Origin of the sequence: Roseibium sp. (assembly GCF_050301095.1) — a bacterium.
Lineage (GTDB): Bacteria > Pseudomonadota > Alphaproteobacteria > Rhizobiales > Stappiaceae > Roseibium.
On record NZ_JBNKYW010000089.1, the window covers coordinates 1 to 17,176 of the forward strand.

The 17,176-nt window shown below is 59.7% G+C and carries 20 protein-coding genes; 11 read left to right on the forward strand and 9 right to left on the reverse strand.

The window, feature by feature from the left end; genetic code table 11:
* Window positions 1-791, forward strand: a 791-nt coding sequence (gene ilvC, locus ACQY7U_RS08085; protein ID WP_428643380.1) for a ketol-acid reductoisomerase, incomplete at its 5' end; no start/stop codon positions are given.
* A gap of 151 nt (window positions 792-942) precedes the next feature.
* On the opposite strand, the gene ACQY7U_RS08090 is transcribed toward ilvC, so the two are convergent.
* From ACQY7U_RS08090 to ACQY7U_RS08105, 4 genes are read right to left on the reverse strand one after another with little or no spacing between them, the layout of a single operon-like run.
* A complete protein-coding gene (locus ACQY7U_RS08090; RefSeq protein WP_428643381.1) occupies window positions 943-1,836 on the reverse strand; it encodes a D-alanyl-D-alanine carboxypeptidase family protein in 894 nt (297 codons plus the stop codon).
* Between the two features lie 29 nt (window positions 1,837-1,865).
* Window positions 1,866-2,627: an ABC transporter permease gene (locus tag ACQY7U_RS08095; RefSeq protein ID WP_428643382.1), complete on the reverse strand. Its 762-nt coding sequence runs from the start codon at window positions 2,625-2,627 to the stop codon at window positions 1,866-1,868.
* A gap of 1 nt (window position 2,628) precedes the next feature.
* Window positions 2,629-3,114, reverse strand: coding sequence for a GNAT family N-acetyltransferase (locus tag ACQY7U_RS08100; protein ID WP_428643383.1), 486 nt, complete (start codon window positions 3,112-3,114; stop codon window positions 2,629-2,631).
* A gap of 8 nt (window positions 3,115-3,122) precedes the next feature.
* Window positions 3,123-4,046, reverse strand: a complete 924-nt coding sequence (locus ACQY7U_RS08105; RefSeq protein WP_428643384.1) for an ABC transporter ATP-binding protein — start codon at window positions 4,044-4,046, stop codon at window positions 3,123-3,125.
* A gap of 249 nt (window positions 4,047-4,295) precedes the next feature.
* Between ACQY7U_RS08105 and ACQY7U_RS08110 the strand changes: the two genes are divergently transcribed.
* The 3 genes from ACQY7U_RS08110 to ACQY7U_RS08120 all read left to right on the forward strand — a co-directional run bounded on the left by ACQY7U_RS08110 (window position 4,296) and on the right by ACQY7U_RS08120 (window position 7,852).
* A complete protein-coding gene (locus ACQY7U_RS08110; RefSeq protein WP_428643385.1) occupies window positions 4,296-5,198 on the forward strand; it encodes a pirin family protein in 903 nt (300 codons plus the stop codon).
* Between the two features lie 313 nt (window positions 5,199-5,511).
* Window positions 5,512-6,663, forward strand: coding sequence for a GNAT family N-acetyltransferase (locus tag ACQY7U_RS08115; protein WP_428643387.1), 1,152 nt, complete (start codon window positions 5,512-5,514; stop codon window positions 6,661-6,663).
* Window positions 6,664-6,940: 277 nt separating this feature from the next.
* The gene (locus ACQY7U_RS08120; RefSeq protein ID WP_428643388.1) at window positions 6,941-7,852 is read left to right on the forward strand and encodes a PhzF family phenazine biosynthesis protein; all 912 of its coding nucleotides are present in this window, start codon (window positions 6,941-6,943) and stop codon (window positions 7,850-7,852) included.
* Window positions 7,853-7,897: 45 nt separating this feature from the next.
* Here the strand turns inward: ACQY7U_RS08120 and ACQY7U_RS08125 are convergent, their stop codons facing one another.
* Window positions 7,898-8,548 (reverse strand): glutathione S-transferase family protein, encoded by a 651-nt coding sequence (locus ACQY7U_RS08125; protein ID WP_428643389.1) that lies wholly within the window; start codon window positions 8,546-8,548, stop codon window positions 7,898-7,900.
* A gap of 159 nt (window positions 8,549-8,707) precedes the next feature.
* On the opposite strand from ACQY7U_RS08125, the gene ACQY7U_RS08130 reads away from it, so the two are divergent.
* The 5 genes from ACQY7U_RS08130 (at window position 8,708) to ACQY7U_RS08150 (ending at window position 12,282) form a co-directional block, all read left to right on the forward strand.
* The gene (locus tag ACQY7U_RS08130; RefSeq protein ID WP_428643390.1) at window positions 8,708-9,028 is read left to right on the forward strand and encodes an ArsR/SmtB family transcription factor; all 321 of its coding nucleotides are present in this window, start codon (window positions 8,708-8,710) and stop codon (window positions 9,026-9,028) included.
* Window positions 9,025-9,516: an SRPBCC family protein gene (locus tag ACQY7U_RS08135; RefSeq protein WP_428643392.1), complete on the forward strand. Its 492-nt coding sequence runs from the start codon at window positions 9,025-9,027 to the stop codon at window positions 9,514-9,516. The genes ACQY7U_RS08130 and ACQY7U_RS08135 overlap by 4 nt, the downstream gene beginning before the upstream one ends.
* A gap of 11 nt (window positions 9,517-9,527) precedes the next feature.
* Complete coding sequence (locus ACQY7U_RS08140; protein WP_428643394.1) at window positions 9,528-10,229, forward strand: DUF899 domain-containing protein; 702 nt, start codon at window positions 9,528-9,530, stop codon at window positions 10,227-10,229.
* A gap of 223 nt (window positions 10,230-10,452) precedes the next feature.
* The gene (locus tag ACQY7U_RS08145; RefSeq protein WP_428643395.1) at window positions 10,453-10,584 is read left to right on the forward strand and encodes a hypothetical protein; all 132 of its coding nucleotides are present in this window, start codon (window positions 10,453-10,455) and stop codon (window positions 10,582-10,584) included.
* Between the two features lie 141 nt (window positions 10,585-10,725).
* The gene (locus tag ACQY7U_RS08150; RefSeq protein WP_428643396.1) at window positions 10,726-12,282 is read left to right on the forward strand and encodes a 2-isopropylmalate synthase; all 1,557 of its coding nucleotides are present in this window, start codon (window positions 10,726-10,728) and stop codon (window positions 12,280-12,282) included.
* 240 nt (window positions 12,283-12,522) lie between these two features.
* Here ACQY7U_RS08150 and ACQY7U_RS08155 read toward each other — a convergent pair whose 3' ends face one another.
* On the reverse strand, window positions 12,523-12,939 hold the full coding sequence (locus ACQY7U_RS08155) for a 4-oxalocrotonate tautomerase (RefSeq protein WP_428643397.1): 417 nt from the start codon (window positions 12,937-12,939) through the stop codon (window positions 12,523-12,525).
* A 119-nt stretch (window positions 12,940-13,058) separates the two neighbouring features.
* Here ACQY7U_RS08155 and ACQY7U_RS08160 point away from each other — a divergent pair, with 119 nt between their 5' ends.
* On the forward strand, window positions 13,059-13,634 hold the full coding sequence (locus tag ACQY7U_RS08160; RefSeq protein ID WP_428643398.1) for a TetR/AcrR family transcriptional regulator: 576 nt from the start codon (window positions 13,059-13,061) through the stop codon (window positions 13,632-13,634).
* Window positions 13,635-13,902: 268 nt separating this feature from the next.
* Here the strand turns inward: ACQY7U_RS08160 and ACQY7U_RS08165 are convergent, their stop codons facing one another.
* The 3 genes from ACQY7U_RS08165 to miaA all read right to left on the reverse strand — a co-directional run bounded on the left by ACQY7U_RS08165 (window position 13,903) and on the right by miaA (window position 16,250).
* Window positions 13,903-14,469 (reverse strand): GNAT family N-acetyltransferase, encoded by a 567-nt coding sequence (locus ACQY7U_RS08165; protein WP_428643399.1) that lies wholly within the window; start codon window positions 14,467-14,469, stop codon window positions 13,903-13,905.
* 78 nt (window positions 14,470-14,547) lie between these two features.
* Window positions 14,548-15,087 (reverse strand): GNAT family N-acetyltransferase, encoded by a 540-nt coding sequence (locus tag ACQY7U_RS08170; RefSeq protein ID WP_428643400.1) that lies wholly within the window; start codon window positions 15,085-15,087, stop codon window positions 14,548-14,550.
* A 230-nt stretch (window positions 15,088-15,317) separates the two neighbouring features.
* Window positions 15,318-16,250, reverse strand: coding sequence for a tRNA (adenosine(37)-N6)-dimethylallyltransferase MiaA (miaA, locus tag ACQY7U_RS08175; RefSeq protein ID WP_428643402.1), 933 nt, complete (start codon window positions 16,248-16,250; stop codon window positions 15,318-15,320).
* On the opposite strand from miaA, the gene serB reads away from it, so the two are divergent.
* Window positions 16,249-17,139 carry a phosphoserine phosphatase SerB gene (gene serB, locus ACQY7U_RS08180; RefSeq protein WP_428643404.1) on the forward strand — a complete coding sequence of 297 codons (891 nt, stop codon included), beginning with the start codon at window positions 16,249-16,251 and terminating at the stop codon, window positions 17,137-17,139. The two genes, miaA and serB, sit on opposite strands and share 2 nt — an antisense overlap.
* The last annotated feature ends 37 nt before the right edge of the window (window positions 17,140-17,176 follow it).

A 17,176-nucleotide genomic window follows, 5' to 3' on the forward strand; every position in this document is an offset into this window, starting at 1 on the left:
TCATGGTGCTGACTCCCGATGAATTCCAGTCCCAATTGTACAAATCCGATATCGAGCCCAACCTGAAACAGGGCGCTACCCTGGCTTTCGCACACGGTTTTGCCATTCACTACAATCAGGTCGTGCCGCGCGCCGATCTCGATGTCATCATGATTGCCCCCAAGGCCCCCGGTCACACCGTACGTTCTGAATTCGTCAAAGGTGGCGGTATTCCGGACCTCGTCGCCATCGCCCAGGATGCTTCTGGTTCCGCTCGTGACACAGCCCTGTCTTATGCCTCCGCCATCGGCGGTGGTCGTACCGGTATCATCGAAACCACCTTCCAGGAAGAGTGCGAAACCGACCTCTTCGGCGAACAGGCCGTTCTGTGCGGCGGCCTCGTCGAGCTGATCCGCGCCGGTTTCGAAACCCTGGTCGAAGCCGGTTATGCTCCGGAAATGGCCTATTTCGAGTGCCTGCACGAAGTGAAGCTGATCGTGGACCTGATCTACGAAGGCGGCATCGCCAACATGAACTACTCCATCTCCAACACCGCGGAATGGGGTGAGTACGTCACCGGCCCGCGCATCGTGACCCCGGAAACCAAGGCGGAAATGAAGCGCGTCCTGACCGACATCCAGACCGGCAAGTTCACCTCCGACTGGATGCAGGAGTACCGTGCCGGCGCCGCCAAGTTCAAGGCAACCCGCCGCCTGAACGACGCCCACCAGATCGAGGAAGTCGGCGAAAAGCTGCGTGGCATGATGCCCTGGATCAAGTCCAACGCCCTCGTCGACAAGACCAAGAACTGATTGCAGTCCCCATCGACCCAAGACAAAGCCCCGCTGGTTTCAGCGGGGCTTTTTGATTCTGATTGTGAAAAAGATCAGGTCTTGCTTCAGGCAAATGAATCGGCTTCTAAGCCTATCGTGCCAGCAGACTGAAAGTCTTGACTTATCCGCTTCAGGAATAAGCCTCGATCAACCGCGTGACTTCCCTGTCGCGCGCCTTTTCGCTTTCCCCGCCCATGACGACCACGATCAGGCGCTTGCCGCCGCGCGTGGCCGTTGCCACAAGATTGTAACCGGCCATGCGGATGTGGCCGGTCTTCAGGCCGTCGACGCCGGGCACCTTGCCGATCAGGTTGTTGGTCGCCTTGAACGTGCGCCCGTTATAAGAAAAGGACTTTGCCCGGTAGAAGCTGCCGTATTGCGGGAAGCGCTGCTTGAGGGCAAGGCCGAGCTTGGCCATGTCACGGGCGGTTGTCACCTGGGCAGGGTCCGGAAGACCGGTGGCGTTGACGAAACGGGTCCGGCTGAGCCCGAGCGCCCTCGCCCTTGCGGTCATCTGCCGGGCATAGACCGCCTCACTGCCCGCAAGGTTTTCCGCTACCACGATGGCGACATCATTGGCGGATTTGACGGAGAGGGCACGCGCCGCCTGTTCCACGGTGATGGTGCTGCCCGCTTTCAGACCGATTTTCGCCGGCGGCTGGGACGCTGCCTTGGCCGAGACTTCCAGCGGTGACGACATCGCGTAGCGGCCGCTTTCGACGGCCTCGAACAGAAGGTACAGCGACATCATCTTGGTGAGTGATGCGGGAAACCGGGGCGCATCGGCGTCGACCGCGTAAAGCTCTTCTCCCGTTGCCGCGTTCAGCACCAGGGCCGAATAGCCACGTTCAACCGCCGTTACCGGAGCAAAAGCGGCCGGCGCAAGCGAGGCGCTTTGAACCTGGGCAGCAGCAACAGAGGGCGCTTCCGACGTCGAAGAGGGGCCTTGCGCGGTCTGGCAGGCTGCCAGAAACGCAGCCAGAAGAAGTGCGGTTGTCCTTTTGAAGATCGCGGTCCGGCGCATTCCAAATCCCGTGTTGATCCCGCCCGGCCTCAAGGTTTCAGCCGATATCCGGTCTTGAATATTCTGTGAATGACGGCCAGCGAGCCGCCGAGAAAGATCGTTGTGGCCAGCAGGGACAGTTCGAGACCGACATCCGCCTGACCGTAGAAACTCCAGCGGAAGCCTGAAATCAGGTAGACCACCGGATTGACCATGGTCACCTTCTGCCAGAATTCAGGCAACATGTTGATCGAATAAAAGCTTCCCCCCAGAAACGCCAGAGGCGTGACGATCAGAAGCGGGACGAACTGCAGCTTCTCGAAATTTTCCGCCCAGATGCCGATGATGAAGCCCAGCAGCGCGAAGGTGACGGAGGTCAGCAGGAAAAAGAGCACCATGAAGAACGGATGCTGGATTTCGATCGGCACGAAGAAGTTCGCCGTGATGAGGATGATGGCGCCGACGATGATCGATTTGGTCGCCGCCGCCCCGACATAGGCCACGGTAATCTCGAAGAAGGACACGGGCGAAGACAGGACCTCGAAGATCGTGCCGGTGAATCGCGGAAAGTAGATGCCGAAGGACGCATTGGAGAGGCTCTGCGTCATCAGCGACAGCATGATCAGCCCCGGCACGATGAAGGCGCCGTAGCTCACCCCGTCCACTTCCGAAATTCGCGAGCCGATGGCCGCACCGAACACCACGAAATAGAGCACGGTCGAGATGACCGGGGAAACGACGCTCTGCATGATCGTACGCCTGGTCCGCGCCATTTCCGAAACATAGATGACCTTGACCGCTTCAAAATTCATGTCAATCCGTCTCCGTATCCAGAACCAGTTCCATTCGGGCCAGGGTGCGGCCCGGGATGGAGCCGGAAGGTGACCGGCCTGTGATTTGAAAGCCCATGCGGGCATAAAAGGGTTCGGCAAAAGGATCGGCATCCAGCCCGATCCGGACAAGTCCGCGCGTGCGGGCTTCGGCGTAAAGAACATCGAACAGGACCTTTCCGACTCGCCTGCCCTGCCAGTCGGGGTCGACAAAGCAAGTTGCAAGTTCTCCGGTCATCCCGTCCTCTTCCACCGACAGCCGGATACAGCCGACAGGTTTGCCCTCGCCCGTTTCCGCCAGCCAGAACGCGTCCCTCGTGATCCACTCGTCTCGTACGCGCAGTTCGTCAGCGCATTGCGCCATGAAGGCGTCGTCGTAGCCGTTCGACTGTTTGGAACGCATGCACAGGTTCGTCAGCGCATCCCGGTCACCGAGGACGGTCTTGCGAATGGAATAACCTTCACTCATGCCGGTCCTCAGCCCCGCTTCACCAGGTCGACAAAAATGTCCTCGAGCGACGACTGGTCCGTCTGAAGGTCGTGGAAGTGAACCCCCGCCTTGGAAAGATCCGTCAGCAGCGCAGTGATGCCGGTGCGTTCCGCATGCGTGTCGTAGGTATAAGTCAGGTTGTTGCCGTCGTTTTCCAGCGTCAGGTCGTATCGGCACAGGTTTTCCGGCACTGCCGACAGCGGTTCCGTGAGGCTGAGCGTCAAGAGCTTGCGGCCCAGCTTGCGCATCAGCTCGGTCTTTTCCTCGACCAGAATGATCTCGCCCTTGTTGATGACGCCCACCCTGTCGGCCATCTCCTCGGCTTCTTCGATGTAATGCGTGGTCAGGATGATCGTGACACCCTGCGCCTTCAGATTGCCGACGATACGCCACATGTCGTGCCGGAGCTCGACATCGACGCCTGCCGTCGGCTCGTCCAGGAACAGGATTTTCGGTTCGTGCGCAAGCGCCTTGGCGACCAGCAGGCGCCGTTTCATGCCTCCGGAAAGCGCCATGGTCATGCTTTTGCGCTTGTCCCAAAGCGTCAGATCCTTCAGCACGCTTTCGATCAGCGCCGGGTTCGGCTTCAAGCCGAAAAGCCCACGCGTGAAGGCGACCGTGTCGGCAACATTCTCGAAAGGCGCCAGTGGCATTTCCTGGGGCACCAGTCCGATGAGCTGGCGTGCCGCCCGGAAATCCGTCAGGGCGTTGTGGCCGCCGACGGTGATGCTGCCGGCGCTCGGGCGCACCAGCCCGCAGATTGTGCTGATCAATGTGGTCTTGCCGGCGCCGTTCGGTCCCAGCAGTGCAAACACCTCGCCTTTCTCGATATCGAGAGAAACGGATTTGAGAGCCTGGAAGCCACCATCATAGGTCTTTTCCAGGTTTCGAACGGACAATATCGGAGCCATGAAATCGAAGACCGGTTGTGAAAATAGCAAATTGACCGGGTGGTCAAGTTGGCGAGCAACCTCGCATGTGGGCGCGGGTATCGCAAGATACAAGGCACATCTCCTCCTGACATTACGTGTCAGCAGGCGCACAATGCCGGGCGATTGTTTCTGCTCGCGAAACACTGCGTCAGGTTCCGCAAGACTGGGAAACGGCCGGAGCGGGACTATCTTTCAGGCAACGATCTTATTCACGAAAGCGAGACGAACATGTCCATCAGACCCGTCACCCACATCGGCGCAACACAGCCGACGCTGGAAGGCGCCGGTGTCAGGCTGGAAAGAGCATTCGGCTTTCAGGATCCGGAAATGCTCGATCCGTTCCTGCTGCTCGACGATTTCCGCAACGAGCGGCCCGAGGACTATCTGAAAGGCTTTCCGTGGCACCCGCACCGGGGTATCGAGACGATCACCTATGTGCTGGCCGGAACCGTCGAGCATGGCGACAGCCTCGGCAACTCCGGAAATCTGGGGGCTGGCGACGTCCAGTGGATGACGGCCGGGCGTGGCATCATGCACCAGGAAATGCCCAAGGGCGATCCGAACGGGCGCATGCACGGCTTCCAGCTCTGGGCAAATCTGCCGTCCTCGCTGAAGATGACGGCGCCGCGCTATCAGGATGTGAAGTCCGCCGACATTCCCGTGGTTGTCGACGACGACGGCACCTCGGCCCGCATCATCTGCGGCGAGTTCTGGGGCAAGCGCGGTCCGGTCGATGGCGTTGCCGCCGAACCGCAATACCTCGACATCCACGTTCCGGCGGGGCAGAAAAAACGCTTCAAGGTGGACACCTACAAGCAGACCTTCGCCTATATCTTCGAAGGCTCGGGCAAGTTCGAAGGCGCGTCCGATCCCTTCGGCGTTCTGACCGAAAAGGAATTCGGCGGCGAGGAACTGAAGCTGCGCGATGAAAGCGGCAACCGTACGCTGGTGATCTTCGGTTCGGGCGACGAGATCGTGGTGCATGCGGGCGACCAGGGCATCCGCTTCCTGCTCGTCTCCGGCGCCCCGATCAAGGAACCGGTCGCCTGGCACGGCCCCATCGTGATGAACACCCGAGAGGAACTCATCCAGGCGGTCACAGAACTGCAGAACGGGACGTTTATCCGGTAAGGCAACAAACCCGGCGACGCTTCATGCACCGACAGGAAACGGCATGGATCACAGGGGCAAACCCTGTGATGACGCAGTGGGAGTGTGTTCTTGGCCTCTCCAGTTCTCCACCGTCATGCCATGGCTCGACCATGGTATCCATGCCGGGAGATTTCCGAAGATGAAAACGTCTTGTCTATGGGGCGGACCAGCCAGAATCGGCGGATAGCTTGCCTTGATACCGCAAAGCTGGAAAGTCCTTGTCATTCGCCTGCCTTGCAACTTTCACAATGTCTGATTACGGCTATCCGGACAGCAACCGACCGGACCGCCCATGCCTTTGAAACTTCGCCCTGCCACGCCCGCGGACGCTCCCGCCCTCACCGACATCCTGCACCGCGCCAAAGGGTCCTGGGGTTACCCGGAGGACAAGATGGCGGAATACCGGGAACACTGGCGTATTTCGGAAGCGGCGATCAAATCCTTGCAGGTGACCGTTGCCGAGCGTGGCGGAAACCCGGTCGGCTTCTCCGGAGTGTCCCCGCTAGCGGACGACACGCTCCTCATCGATTTCCTCTTCATAGCGCCCGAAGCCCAGGGACAGGGCGTCGGAAGTCTGCTCCTGACGCGTTCCGAAGACCATGCCCGAGCCCGAGGGCTGACGCGCCTTTATCTGGAATCGGACGCCCATGCAGGGGGCTACTACGAAAAGCACGGGTTCCGGACGATATCCTCCCGGCCGAGCGAAATGTCGCCGGGCAAGGACATTCCGATGATGGAGAAATTCCTGTCGCCGGCCGTGCACGAGATCGAGACCCTCGACATAACGCTGTCACCGGAGCCCTGGCCCTTCGAAACACAAAACAGGGCCGCAATCGACGCTCATTTCGAAGAGGCCCGAAAGCGGATCCCTCTTCTTTGGAACGGACGCACACTCAAGCTGACCGACTACCACTTCGAAAACGGCACCTTCACGGGAACCTGCCGCGAGTGTTCCTATGCCGCGTTCCTCGCCTGGCGCGACTGGGGTGCCCCCGACCCCACGGCCTTCAACTTCTTCGGTTCCGCCATCCTGCGCTCCAGCGACGGCGCCCTGCTCTACGGCGTCATGTCGGAACGTACGGCAACGGCCGGACAGATCTACCCGCCCGGCGGCAACCTCGACCCGACCGATCTTGCTCCGGACGGCAAGGTCGATGTGACCGGTGCCACCTACCGGGAACTGGAAGAGGAAACCGGCATCGCGAAGGACTGCGTTGAAGCCGCGTGCTCCCTGGTTGTCTTCGACGGGCCGCGCATTGCCGTCATCCAGGTCTTCGACACCGGCATACCGGCGGAAGAACTGCGCGAGCGCATTGTCCGGCACTCGCTTGCGACCGGGGAACAGGAACTCGCCGACATGCGCATTTTGCGAAGCCGGCAGGATCTGGAAGATCCGGCCATTGTTCCCTTCGCACGTTCGGCCGGCGCCTATCTGCTGCCATAACCCGCATTTTTCCAGCCTTCCCCCGCAGCTCTGTCAAGACCGCCGCGGTTTGCTGTCACCAGCGGCAATATTTTGTTCACCAAGAAGGACCACTAATCACTGGCGGCCCTTGCGAAGAAATGCAAAAGTCCGCTCACCTCGGAACCGGCCACCCGGTAGCCGAGTGTTTTTCCCGGGTACGCAGAATTCGGGACCGGTCCATCACTAAGGAGACAATCAACCTTTTAGCTTTCATGATATCTCTCAGGAAGCAGGCTGATTTAGGGAGAAATGCAGCATGAGCCGACGCTATGCGATCTTGGATGTCTTCACCAACAAGAGCCTTGCCGGGAACCCCCTGGCGGTGGTTCTGGACTCCGAGGGCCTCAGCGATGAGCAGATGCAGAAAATCGCCGGGGAGTTCAACCTGTCGGAAACCGTCTTTGTCTTCCCGCCGGAAAATCCGGGCCAGTCGGCCAGCATGCGCATATTCACCCCGAAAGTGGAATTACCCTTTGCCGGCCACCCGACCGTGGGCACCGCCATCCTGCTGGCAACCGAACGTTTTGGCGACGTCTCCGGCGAACAGGACGCCGTTGTCGTCCTGAAACAGAAGATCGGCACGGTGCGCTGTGCGGTCATCCTGCGCGAGCATGCCGCCGCCTTTGCCGAATTCGACGTCCCCACCCTGCCCGAGCCCGCCGGCCCGACGCACAATATCGAACTGATCGCGGCCGCCCTTAATCTGGAACCCTCAGATATCGGCTTTGAGAACCATCACCCGTCCTGCTTCCGGATCGGGCCGCCCTTCACCTTTGTTCCGGTGCGCGATCTGGATGCCCTGGCACGGGCAAAACCCGATCTTGCCATGTGGAAGGCCGGCTTCGGCAAGAACGGCCACAACGATGCCTATGTCTATTGCCGGGAAACCCGCTCCCACGACAGCGCTTTCCACGCACGTCTCTTCGCGCCCGACATGGGCATCCCGGAGGATCCGGCAACGGGTTCCGCCGCAGCAGCCTTCGCGGGCGTCGTCGACTATTACGACGACCTGCCCAACGGCACCCACCATATCCGGATCGAGCAAGGGTTCGAAATGGGCCGGCCTTCGCTGATCGATCTGGAGATCGACATTGAAAACGGCGAAATGCACGCCGTCCGCATCGGCGGCCAGGCAACGCTGGTCGCCCAAGGCGAGCTGTTTCTTTAAAGGACCTGGCGGCCTGCCGATCAGGCCGCCACGAAAGGCAGGCTGCTATTCGGCAGCTTCAGCGGCAGCTTCCGGAGCTGTCGCCGCCCAGGCGGGCACGTTCTCCAGCCGGAGATACCAGGCCTTGACGTTCGGATACTCATCCAGCGGGATCCGCGACTGCGGCAGCATCGCAAGCGTCGAATAGGCACCAACGGCAAAATCCGCGACCGTGAGCGTGTCACCAAGGATGAAGTCGCTGCTCGCTAGCTGCTCGTTAAGAACGGCAGCAAACCGACGGAACTCCTCCATTTCCCTATCGATCGTATTCTGGTCGGGCGCGCCAAGGTCCATCATGGCCTTTGCAACGGTTTCCCAGAGAATGGCGCTCAGGGCCTTGTTGTAGTGACGTACTTCCCAGAACATCCAGCGAAGAAGCTCAAAGCGTGATTTCGGGTCCGATGGGCAGAATTCCTCTGCCCCCGCCCGGTCGCACAGGTAGATCATCGTCGGATTGGATTCCCAAAGGTTCATGTCGCCGACGATCAAAGTCGGTACCTTCATGTTGGGATTGGCGGTTTTGACCTCGTCGGTCCTGTGCTCGCCTGCCAGGAGGTTCAGGCGATGGACCTCGACGTCATCAAAGAGACCGAGTTGGTGCAACACCGCTTCGACCTTGCGGCAATTCGGGGAAATAGCGGCGGTATAGAGTTTCATATCCCTCTCTCCAGTCTGAAATGCGTTCAATCGGGCCATGCTCCGGCCACGAGACGAATTGAGCTGGTGAGCGCGCATCACTTTACTCAACCATTCAGTTGACTATAATGAAACGAAATGATAGTCAACCAAAAGGTTCACTCTATGGAAGCCGCAAAAATGTCCCAGCTTGATGCGACTTTTTCCGCACTCGGCGACAGCACCCGCCGCGCCATCATAGCACGGCTCGCCGAGGGCGAAGCGACCCTGTCCGACCTTGCGGGTCCCTTCGACATGTCGCTGACGGCCGTCTCGAAGCACCTGCGGGTACTTTCCGACGCCGGCCTTGTCGACATCGAGAAACGGGGCCGGACGCGCCATTGCCGCCTGAAGGGAACCCCGATCAAGGAAGCCGTCGACTGGCTGAGCAAATACGAGGCCTTCTGGATCGACCGCTTCGACGCCCTTGCCCTTCATCTTGCCAAGGATATTGAAAAATGACCGTTCAGCAGCCTGCCAGGGAATTTCTGAAATCCGAACCCGGGATCAATCCGGTCATTGTCGAGGGGCTCTTTCGCGCCACCCCGCAACGCATCTTCAGGGCCTTCACAGAGCCCGAGGAAGTCAGCTGCTGGTTCGTTCCCAGGGATGGCAGACTGGTCTCGGCGGAAATCGACCTGAAGGTGGGAGGCAAATGGTGCTTCGTCATCGAAAGAACCGACGAAAAGCAGATCCACTTCGAGGGCGAATACCTGGTGATCGACGCTCCCAGGCGCCTCGATTTCAGCTGGCGGCATGTTCAGCAGTTCGCCGACGGTAGGCGCGAGGCGACGGACACTTCGAAGGTCTCCGTCACGTTTACCGAAGCCGGCAAGGCCACCGAAGTGCGCCTGAGCCACGAAGCCATCAAGTCCGAAGATGCCCGCCGCGGCGTGGGTGGTGGCTGGAACGGCTGCTTCGGCCGTCTGGCGAACTTTGTCTCGGAGTAGGAGAGGAAACCATGCAAGCCCCGAAGTTCGTCAGCCGGGAAGACTGGATTGAAGCGCGCAAGGCATTTCTTGCCCGGGAGAAGGCCTTCACGCAGGATCGGGACCGCCTCTCCGCGGAGCGCCGGTCCCTGCCGATGGTCCTTGTCGAGAAGGACTATGTTTTCGACACGAACGAGGGCCAAAAGTCGCTTGCCGGTCTCTTCGGCCCCCATCCACAGCTGCTGGTCTATCACTTCATGTTCGGAGAAACCTGGGAGGAAGGTTGTCCGAGCTGTTCCTTCTGGGCTGACAACTACGAACGCCTGGACGTGCATCTGGCCGCCCGCGACACGGCACTGGTTGCCATCTCCAACGCGCCGCTTGAAAAGCTGAATGCCTACAGCAAGCGCATGGACTGGACCTTCAACTGGGTGTCCACCGCCGGCAACGGCTTCGGGAAGGACTTCGGCGTGACCTTTCCGGACAAGACCGATCCGACCGGCCTCGGCTACAATTATTCCGGTCAGGTGTTCGGCGAGGAAATGCCGGGTGTCAGCACCTTCCTGAAGCTGGACGACGGCCGCATCGGCCACAGCTATTCCACCTATGGCCGCGGCCTCGACATCCTCAACATGGCCTACAATCTCCTTGACCTCACCCCCATGGGGCGGCACGAGGAAGGCCTGCAATGGCCGATGGCCTGGGTCAGGCGGCGGGACAGGTATGGCGCGTAAAGCCAGGGTACGTTGGTGTGTGAACCTTCCCGGTTCGCCGGGAAGGTCTATCTGAATTTCAAGTCCCCCTGCTGAAGTACCCTGCCTGAAAGCACCGGTTTCTTCAGCCCCCGGGTGTGCATTCCTGCCAAAAGCCGGTTGCATCGGACAGAAACCTGCCTTAAGAAGATTTCCCGTTAACCGTCGGCTTACGATTTCTCGCAATGCTGGACGGACGACCTTGATGAAGACGACCAAAGGCCAATTGAGACCCATGATCGCGGCACGCGACATTTCAGGTTCTTCTTTCGACGCGCTGGCGCAGCGCGGCGGCCTCATTCTACTTGGCGATCTCCTCCTTCTTAGCTGCCCCTGAGCGTCGGCTGATCCGCGTATGACAAGCGGAACGGGCACTTAGGGGAGACTTTTCGAAAACCGCATCACGAAATTCGGATCGCGTCTCAAAAGCTATTCCTTCATTTTCCAAGAAGGCCGGTCCAAGTCAGGAACGATAAACATGAGTGCCACTTCCGAAAAGGATCACATCCGCATCTTCGACACCACCTTGCGCGACGGCGAACAGTCGCCAGGCGCGTCCATGACGCTGGAAGAGAAGCTGCAGATTGCCGAAATCCTCGACGACATGGGCGTCGACATCATCGAGGCCGGTTTCCCGATTGCCTCCAACGGCGACTTTGAAGCCGTCAGCGAGATCGCCAAGCGTTCCAAGAACTCGGTCATCGCAGGTCTGGCGCGCGCCATTCACGCCGATATCGACCGCTGCGGCGAAGCCGTGAAACACGCCGCAAAAGGCCGCATCCATACCTTCGTCTCCACCTCCCCGATCCATCTGAAGTTCCAGATGAACAAGACGGAAGAACAGGTTCTGGAGATCATCACCGACACGGTGACCCGCTCGCGCAACCTGATCGACGATGTCGAATGGTCCGCGATGGACGCGACGCGCACACCGATCGACTATCTGTGCCGCTGCGTGGAAGCTGCCATCAAATGCGGCGCGACCACCATCAACCTGCCCGACACGGTCGGTTACGCCACCCCGGACGAGTACAAGGCGATGTTCGAGCAGATCCGTGAACGGGTACCGAATTCCGACCAGGCAATCTTCTCCGTGCATTGCCACGACGACCTGGGGCTGGCAGTCGCCAACTCGCTGGCAGGTGTCGCCGGCGGCGCACGCCAGATCGAATGCACCATCAATGGCCTCGGCGAGCGTGCCGGCAACGCGGCTCTGGAAGAGATCGTCATGGCGATCCGCACCCGCGCCGACGTGCTGCCCTATGTGACCGGCATTGATCCCAAGTTCATGGTCCGCGCCTCCAAGATGGTGGCCGGGGCTTCCGGATTCGCCGTCCAGTTCAACAAGGCAATCGTCGGCAAGAACGCCTTTGCCCATGAGAGCGGCATTCACCAGGACGGCATGCTGAAGAATGCCGAAACTTATGAAATCATGCGCCCGGAAGATGTCGGCGTGAAAGCCACATCGCTGGTGATGGGCAAGCATTCCGGCCGCCACGCTTTCCGCGACAAGCTGAAGGAGCTGGGTTTCGAACTGGGCGACAATGCGCTCCAGGACGCCTTCCGCCGCTTTAAGGATCTGGCCGACCGCAAGAAGCACGTCTACGACGAAGACATCGAGGCACTGGTCGAGGATGAAATCAACATCCAGGGCGAAAACACCAAGGTGATTGCGCTGACGGTCATCGCCGGCACAGGCGGACCGCAGAAAGCGATCCTGACCATGGACGTCAACGGTCAGCACATTACCAAGGAAGCCACCGGCGACGGACCGGTCGATGCCACTTTCAACGCCATCAAGTCGATCGTGCCGCATCAGGCAACCCTGTCCCTCTATCAGGTGCATGCGGTGACCGAAGGCACCGATGCCCAGGCCGAGGTTTCCGTGCGGCTGGAAGCGGATGGGCGCATTGCGACCGGCAAGGGGGCCGACACCGATACGCTGGTGGCCTCGGCCCGCGCCTATGTCTCTGCCATGAACAAGCTGGCCCTGCGCCAGCAGGCCGGCAATCCGGGCGCCCTGCAGGCCGTCTGACCCGGCCGAGCAAACAGTCCATGCAATTCAAAGGGCCGCTCACGCGGCCCTTTTTGTTTTCCGAATATCCCTTTTCTGATTGACGCCGGCCAGGCAAAGCGCGAGCAGTGATCGGAGAGGCACAGTTTTTCTGGTCCTACGCCACCACAATCATCGGGTATTGACGCTCCGATCCCGGATCTTCTCTACGCTGCGTCCGGGATGACCAACGCCGGGTTCAGGTGAACCATTTCCTGCCCCTCACCCCTGTGAAATGCGGCTGGCAAGCTCTTCGTTCGTCATCGCTTCCCCGTCCATATTCCACGTGCCGTCAACCGTGTGAACCAGGTTGGTCCAGATGCGGTCCTTCGGAAGGTCTCCCTTCGCCGCCTCGAAGATGATCCCGGTTGCTTCCCTGAAGAAACCGACCTGAATCTCCCTGTCCACCAGGGCAAACGACGGGGTCTTGCATTCCAGCCAGGCACCGTCGACCGGCCTGCCTCCCGACAGCGCACCGGTTTTAGGCAATGCCTGGATCTGCATGGTGACATTCGGTGTCATTACCGCATTGCCGGCCAGACCGTGCCATTTCAAAAATGCATCGGTAATCCGGCGGCCGGCTTCCAGACCGGCTTCCGGTGTCATCGTTCCTTCGGTGTAGTTCAGTGCAAGCGGCATCTTTTTCCCTTTCATCGTTAAATATAACGTTCGTTATATTTCTTGACGACCCTTATCTATGTAACGATCGTTATATTGTCAAGTTTATATAACGATCACTATTTATGTTGGATACGGTGATGAAACAGCAGATCCGCAAGGCGGAAACCCTCAAGGCGCTGCAGACAGCGGCAAGCCGCGCATTCCGGAGCCAGGGATATTCCGGTACAGGCGTCGATGGCATCGCAAAACAGGCTGGCGCCACGTCCGGAGCCTTCTACGCCCATCTCGGCTCCAAGGATCGTGCATTTCAGACCGCCCTTGAACTCGGCCTCAATGAAGTCATCGAGGCGATCCCTGACTATCAGGCGCGCCATGGCAAGAACTGGCCGGAAGCTTTCGCCCGCTACTATCTCGGGGCGGCTCACCGCAAGGACCTTGCGTGCGGCTGTGCCATGACGGCCTTGTCGCCGGATGTGGTACGGGCGAGCGCGGAGACCCGGTCACTCTTTGAAGAGAAAATGAAGACCATTACCGGACTGATTGCCGACGGACTGGAAACCGGCGATGACGAAGACCGGGCGGCGAAAGCCTGGGCGTTTTTGAGCATCCTGATCGGCGCCCTCACAACGGCACGCGCCCTGGCAAGCGAGGCCCAAGCGGAAAAAGTCGCCGCTGCGGCGCTTCACGCGGCTCTGACAATCGTTGCACGGTAGCCGGCGGCCTCGCCACTCACCTGCCAATACCAAAGGGAATTGATCAGTCCCCATTTGATGGACCATTCCCGGCTGCAGGCGAGGCGCGTTGCGCAGCGCGGTCTGATTGACCGTGCAAGCGGCGCATCAACGTCCGGCGGGTGGGACCGGTTCACCAAAGTCCGGCTTTGAATGGGCTCCGGGCTGCGATGCACGTCTTGACCAACACCCGGCCTTGCCCCTCGACCTGCGCCTTGCCAAAGCCCCTCCAAAGCCGGTCAAATGAATCCTAATCAACTCTCCTTGGCATTAAAACCGTGCGGGAAATCCCGTTGGCTTGGCGGAGGTCTTCCCGGCAGATCCGGTAGAAACTGCAAGGGGCACCGTGTTTCACCATATCCCGCCAGTGGCAGAACCCGCATTTGAGCATGACCTTTTGTGAAGCCTTGTGCTCCATGAAGGCATAGGCCGTCAGAATGTCGTGAACCGTGTTCTGGAAGAACCATTCCACGAGACCACCAGCAATTTCAGTGGCATACCCCTGCCCCCAGGCAGCGCGCTTCAGGCTGTATCCCATCTCGATCCCTGCCGGACAGTCCAGATACGAAAAGCCGGCGCGCCCGATGAAATCCCCTTCGAGCGTTTCCAGCTTCCACTTGCTGATGCCGTGCAACTGGTGGTCACTGATATAGGTGGCGAGCCGCCGGCGCACTTCCGCCTCGCTCATCGGCACCGGGCCGGGGGAAAGGTAGCGGTTTACTTCCGGGTCGGAGTGAAGATCTGCCAGCAGCGGCAAATCGCACTCCCGGAACGGGACCAGCCGGAGCCTTTCGGTCGTCAGAACGGGAGGGTTCAAATCGGAGATCTTTCAAAAAAGAAACCGTGCCGAAACACGGTTTCCCGATAAGACCGAGGTCTGTCCGCGCGTGCCTGTTCAGGCACTCATCAGGTAGGACTGCATGGACGGGCTGAGCATCTGGAAGACGTCCGCCTGCATGCCCTCAATGACCTTGCTTTCCCGGTGATAGAAACCGGCTTCCTTGACCACTTCCCGGACATCCCGGTTATCCGTCCGAACAATCGCGATCAGATGCGAGAAATAGGTGTTCTTGAAGAACCAGCCGATCAGGGCGCCGACAAGACGCTTCGGCAGGCCGGGATCCCGCTCCAGCACGTCATTCGGCAGGCAATAGTTCATGCTGATTTCGGAGGTTTCGGATACCGGCGTAAAACCGGCCCAGCCGAGAAAGTCACCATCGTCGGAGACGGCCTTCCACTTGGCAAATCCCAGGTCCGCCTGGTTCTGCAAAGAGGATTTAACCAGCTCCGCCGCATCGACGGCGCTGCAATCGGTCGAAAGTTCGGTACATCGGTTGCCATAGGGGTCGGAATGGAGGTCCCGGACGAGGTTGATATCGGCAAGAGAAAAGGGAACAAGCCGAACTGAGCCGCATTCGAGAAATATCGTCTGCACCGTGTCCTCCCATCTTGAATGTAACCGGCAGCCGCCATTGTTGCAGCAACACTGAAGGCCGCCCGCAGGACATCCATGTAACCCTGAATTGTGCCAACCCGATGGCAGTCCGGAGTATATGAACAATTGCGGCAAAAATAAATGCGCAAAACCAACAAGTTAGATTGCTACCCTTCGCTGCACCGCACACCCGGGGGTTACACCCGGCACTCGATGATGAGACATCCAAGTCAATGGAAGGGGGTTTCGGCAGATGGATCAAACCGTTGCCAGCCTGCCATCTGATTCCTGAACCAGGTTTCCTGCCGCTTTGCGTATTGACGCGTTGCAACAGTCAGCCTGTTAACAGTGTTCTCAAAATCACTTTCTCCAGCCAGAAACGCGCCGATTTCGGCAACGCCGATGGCCCGCATGGCCGGCAACTTCTCCGGGAGTCCCTTTGCGAGCAGGGCGCGAATCTCTTCGCAACCTTCTTCCGACACCATGAGTCGCGCCCGGCGTTCGATGCGTTCGTGAAGCCAAGGCCGCGGTGGCGCCAGGACGATAGATTCACATTGGCCGGGCCTCAGAAAGGGATCGGACTGCTGTTCCTTCTGCCAGAAACCGAGCGGCTTGCCGGTCGCCAGGATCACTTCTAGGGCCCTTGCCAGGCGCTGCGGGTCGGCAAGGGCTTCCGCTGCCTCCCTGTCACCGGCGTCCGCAAGCGCCGACTTGAGCGTGGCCACACCGCCCTCGTCGGCCAGGCGTCGCGCCTCCTCCCGAATCTCCGAAGGAATATCCGGCATTTCGGCGAAACCTTCTGTCAGTCCCTTGAAATAGAGCCCGGTTCCTCCCACCAGAATCGGAAGCCTGCCGTCCTCCCACACGGACTGGATTTCCTCGATCGCAAGCCGTAGCCATGCCCCGGTCGAGAAGGCGGTCGACGCCGGCAGAATGCCGTAGAGCCGGTGCGGCACCTGCTGCTCCTCCTCTATTGAAGGGCGCGCGCTCACAAGGCGCAGATCCTCGTAGAGCTGCATGGAATCGGCATTGACGATCACTCCGTTCCGCTGTTTGGCGAGTTCCAGGGCCAAAGCGGACTTGCCGCTGGCCGTCGGTCCCGCTATCAGAATGGCGCGCTTACCGGCTGTCTGTGTACTGTTGCCTTCCAAGGATCCGTCCATGTCTCTCGTTGCCACTCTGGTGTCCACCCCTGCTGCCCCTGCGGTCGATGCGGAACTTGTCCGCCGGGCCGAGGACATTCTCGGTGTCACCGGAACCTCGAAGATACTCAATCCCAGCATCGCTGCCGATATCCGTTTTGACGGCACGAATGCAAGCGCCGCGGAGAGTGACTTGCGCGAAATGATCGGTCATGCCCGGGTGGATGTATTTATCCAGCCCGTCGAAGGACGCCGCAAGAAGCTGCTGATCGCGGATATGGATTCAACCATGATCCGCCAGGAATGCATCGACGAACTGGCAGCCGAACTTGGCCTGAAGGACCGGATCTCTGAAATCACCGAGCGCGCCATGCGCGGCGAAATCGAATTCGAACCGGCCTTGCGGGAGCGGGTCGGCCTTCTGGCAGGCCTGCCGGTCTCTGCTATAGAAACGGTTCTGAGTTCACGCATTCAACTCATGCCCGGCGGGCGGACACTGGTTCAGACCATGAAGGCCAACGGAGCCTATTGCGCGCTCGTTTCCGGCGGCTTCACGCACTTTACCGAGGCCGTGTCGGACATGATCGGCTTTGACGAAAACCAGGCCAATCTGCTGATGGAGGAAGACGGCAAGCTGACCGGCAAGGTCGGAGAACCCATTTTGGGCCGTGATGCCAAACGCGCCCGCCTGGAGTTTCTCGCTGCAGACAAGGGCCTTTCCTTCGACGAGACCCTGGCCGTCGGGGACGGCGCCAACGATCTGGCAATGATCGAGCGTTCGGGAACGGGCGTTGCCTATCGTGCCAAGCCCGCCGTCGCGGCTGCCGCAGACTTCCGGATCGACCACGGCGACCTGACTGCCCTGCTTTATCTGCAAGGCTATGCGGAAAGCGATTTTGTGCTGAGCTGACCGGTCAGAGCGCTAATTGACCGTTTCAAGGTCCTTA

What these genes read in the sequence shown, in the direction of transcription:
- ACQY7U_RS08140 (WP_428643394.1), top strand. Translation starts at nt 9,528, where the DNA reads ATGCAAGCCCCGAAGTTCGTCAGCCGGGAAGACTGGATTGAAGCGCGC.
- ACQY7U_RS08090 (WP_428643381.1), bottom strand. Translation starts at nt 1,836, where the DNA reads ATGCGCCGGACCGCGATCTTCAAAAGGACAACCGCACTTCTTCTGGCT.
- ACQY7U_RS08130 (WP_428643390.1), top strand. Translation starts at nt 8,708, where the DNA reads ATGTCCCAGCTTGATGCGACTTTTTCCGCACTCGGCGACAGCACCCGC.
- serB (WP_428643404.1), top strand. Translation starts at nt 16,249, where the DNA reads ATGTCTCTCGTTGCCACTCTGGTGTCCACCCCTGCTGCCCCTGCGGTC.
- ACQY7U_RS08120 (WP_428643388.1), top strand. Translation starts at nt 6,941, where the DNA reads ATGAGCCGACGCTATGCGATCTTGGATGTCTTCACCAACAAGAGCCTT.
- ACQY7U_RS08110 (WP_428643385.1), top strand. Translation starts at nt 4,296, where the DNA reads ATGTCCATCAGACCCGTCACCCACATCGGCGCAACACAGCCGACGCTG.
- ACQY7U_RS08100 (WP_428643383.1), bottom strand. Translation starts at nt 3,114, where the DNA reads ATGAGTGAAGGTTATTCCATTCGCAAGACCGTCCTCGGTGACCGGGAT.
- ACQY7U_RS08145 (WP_428643395.1), top strand. Translation starts at nt 10,453, where the DNA reads ATGAAGACGACCAAAGGCCAATTGAGACCCATGATCGCGGCACGCGAC.
- ACQY7U_RS08160 (WP_428643398.1), top strand. Translation starts at nt 13,059, where the DNA reads ATGAAACAGCAGATCCGCAAGGCGGAAACCCTCAAGGCGCTGCAGACA.
- ACQY7U_RS08150 (WP_428643396.1), top strand. Translation starts at nt 10,726, where the DNA reads ATGAGTGCCACTTCCGAAAAGGATCACATCCGCATCTTCGACACCACC.
- miaA (WP_428643402.1), bottom strand. Translation starts at nt 16,250, where the DNA reads ATGGACGGATCCTTGGAAGGCAACAGTACACAGACAGCCGGTAAGCGC.
- ACQY7U_RS08095 (WP_428643382.1), bottom strand. Translation starts at nt 2,627, where the DNA reads ATGAATTTTGAAGCGGTCAAGGTCATCTATGTTTCGGAAATGGCGCGG.
- ACQY7U_RS08105 (WP_428643384.1), bottom strand. Translation starts at nt 4,046, where the DNA reads ATGGCTCCGATATTGTCCGTTCGAAACCTGGAAAAGACCTATGATGGT.
- ACQY7U_RS08115 (WP_428643387.1), top strand. Translation starts at nt 5,512, where the DNA reads ATGCCTTTGAAACTTCGCCCTGCCACGCCCGCGGACGCTCCCGCCCTC.
- ACQY7U_RS08125 (WP_428643389.1), bottom strand. Translation starts at nt 8,548, where the DNA reads ATGAAACTCTATACCGCCGCTATTTCCCCGAATTGCCGCAAGGTCGAA.
- ACQY7U_RS08135 (WP_428643392.1), top strand. Translation starts at nt 9,025, where the DNA reads ATGACCGTTCAGCAGCCTGCCAGGGAATTTCTGAAATCCGAACCCGGG.
- ACQY7U_RS08155 (WP_428643397.1), bottom strand. Translation starts at nt 12,939, where the DNA reads ATGCCGCTTGCACTGAACTACACCGAAGGAACGATGACACCGGAAGCC.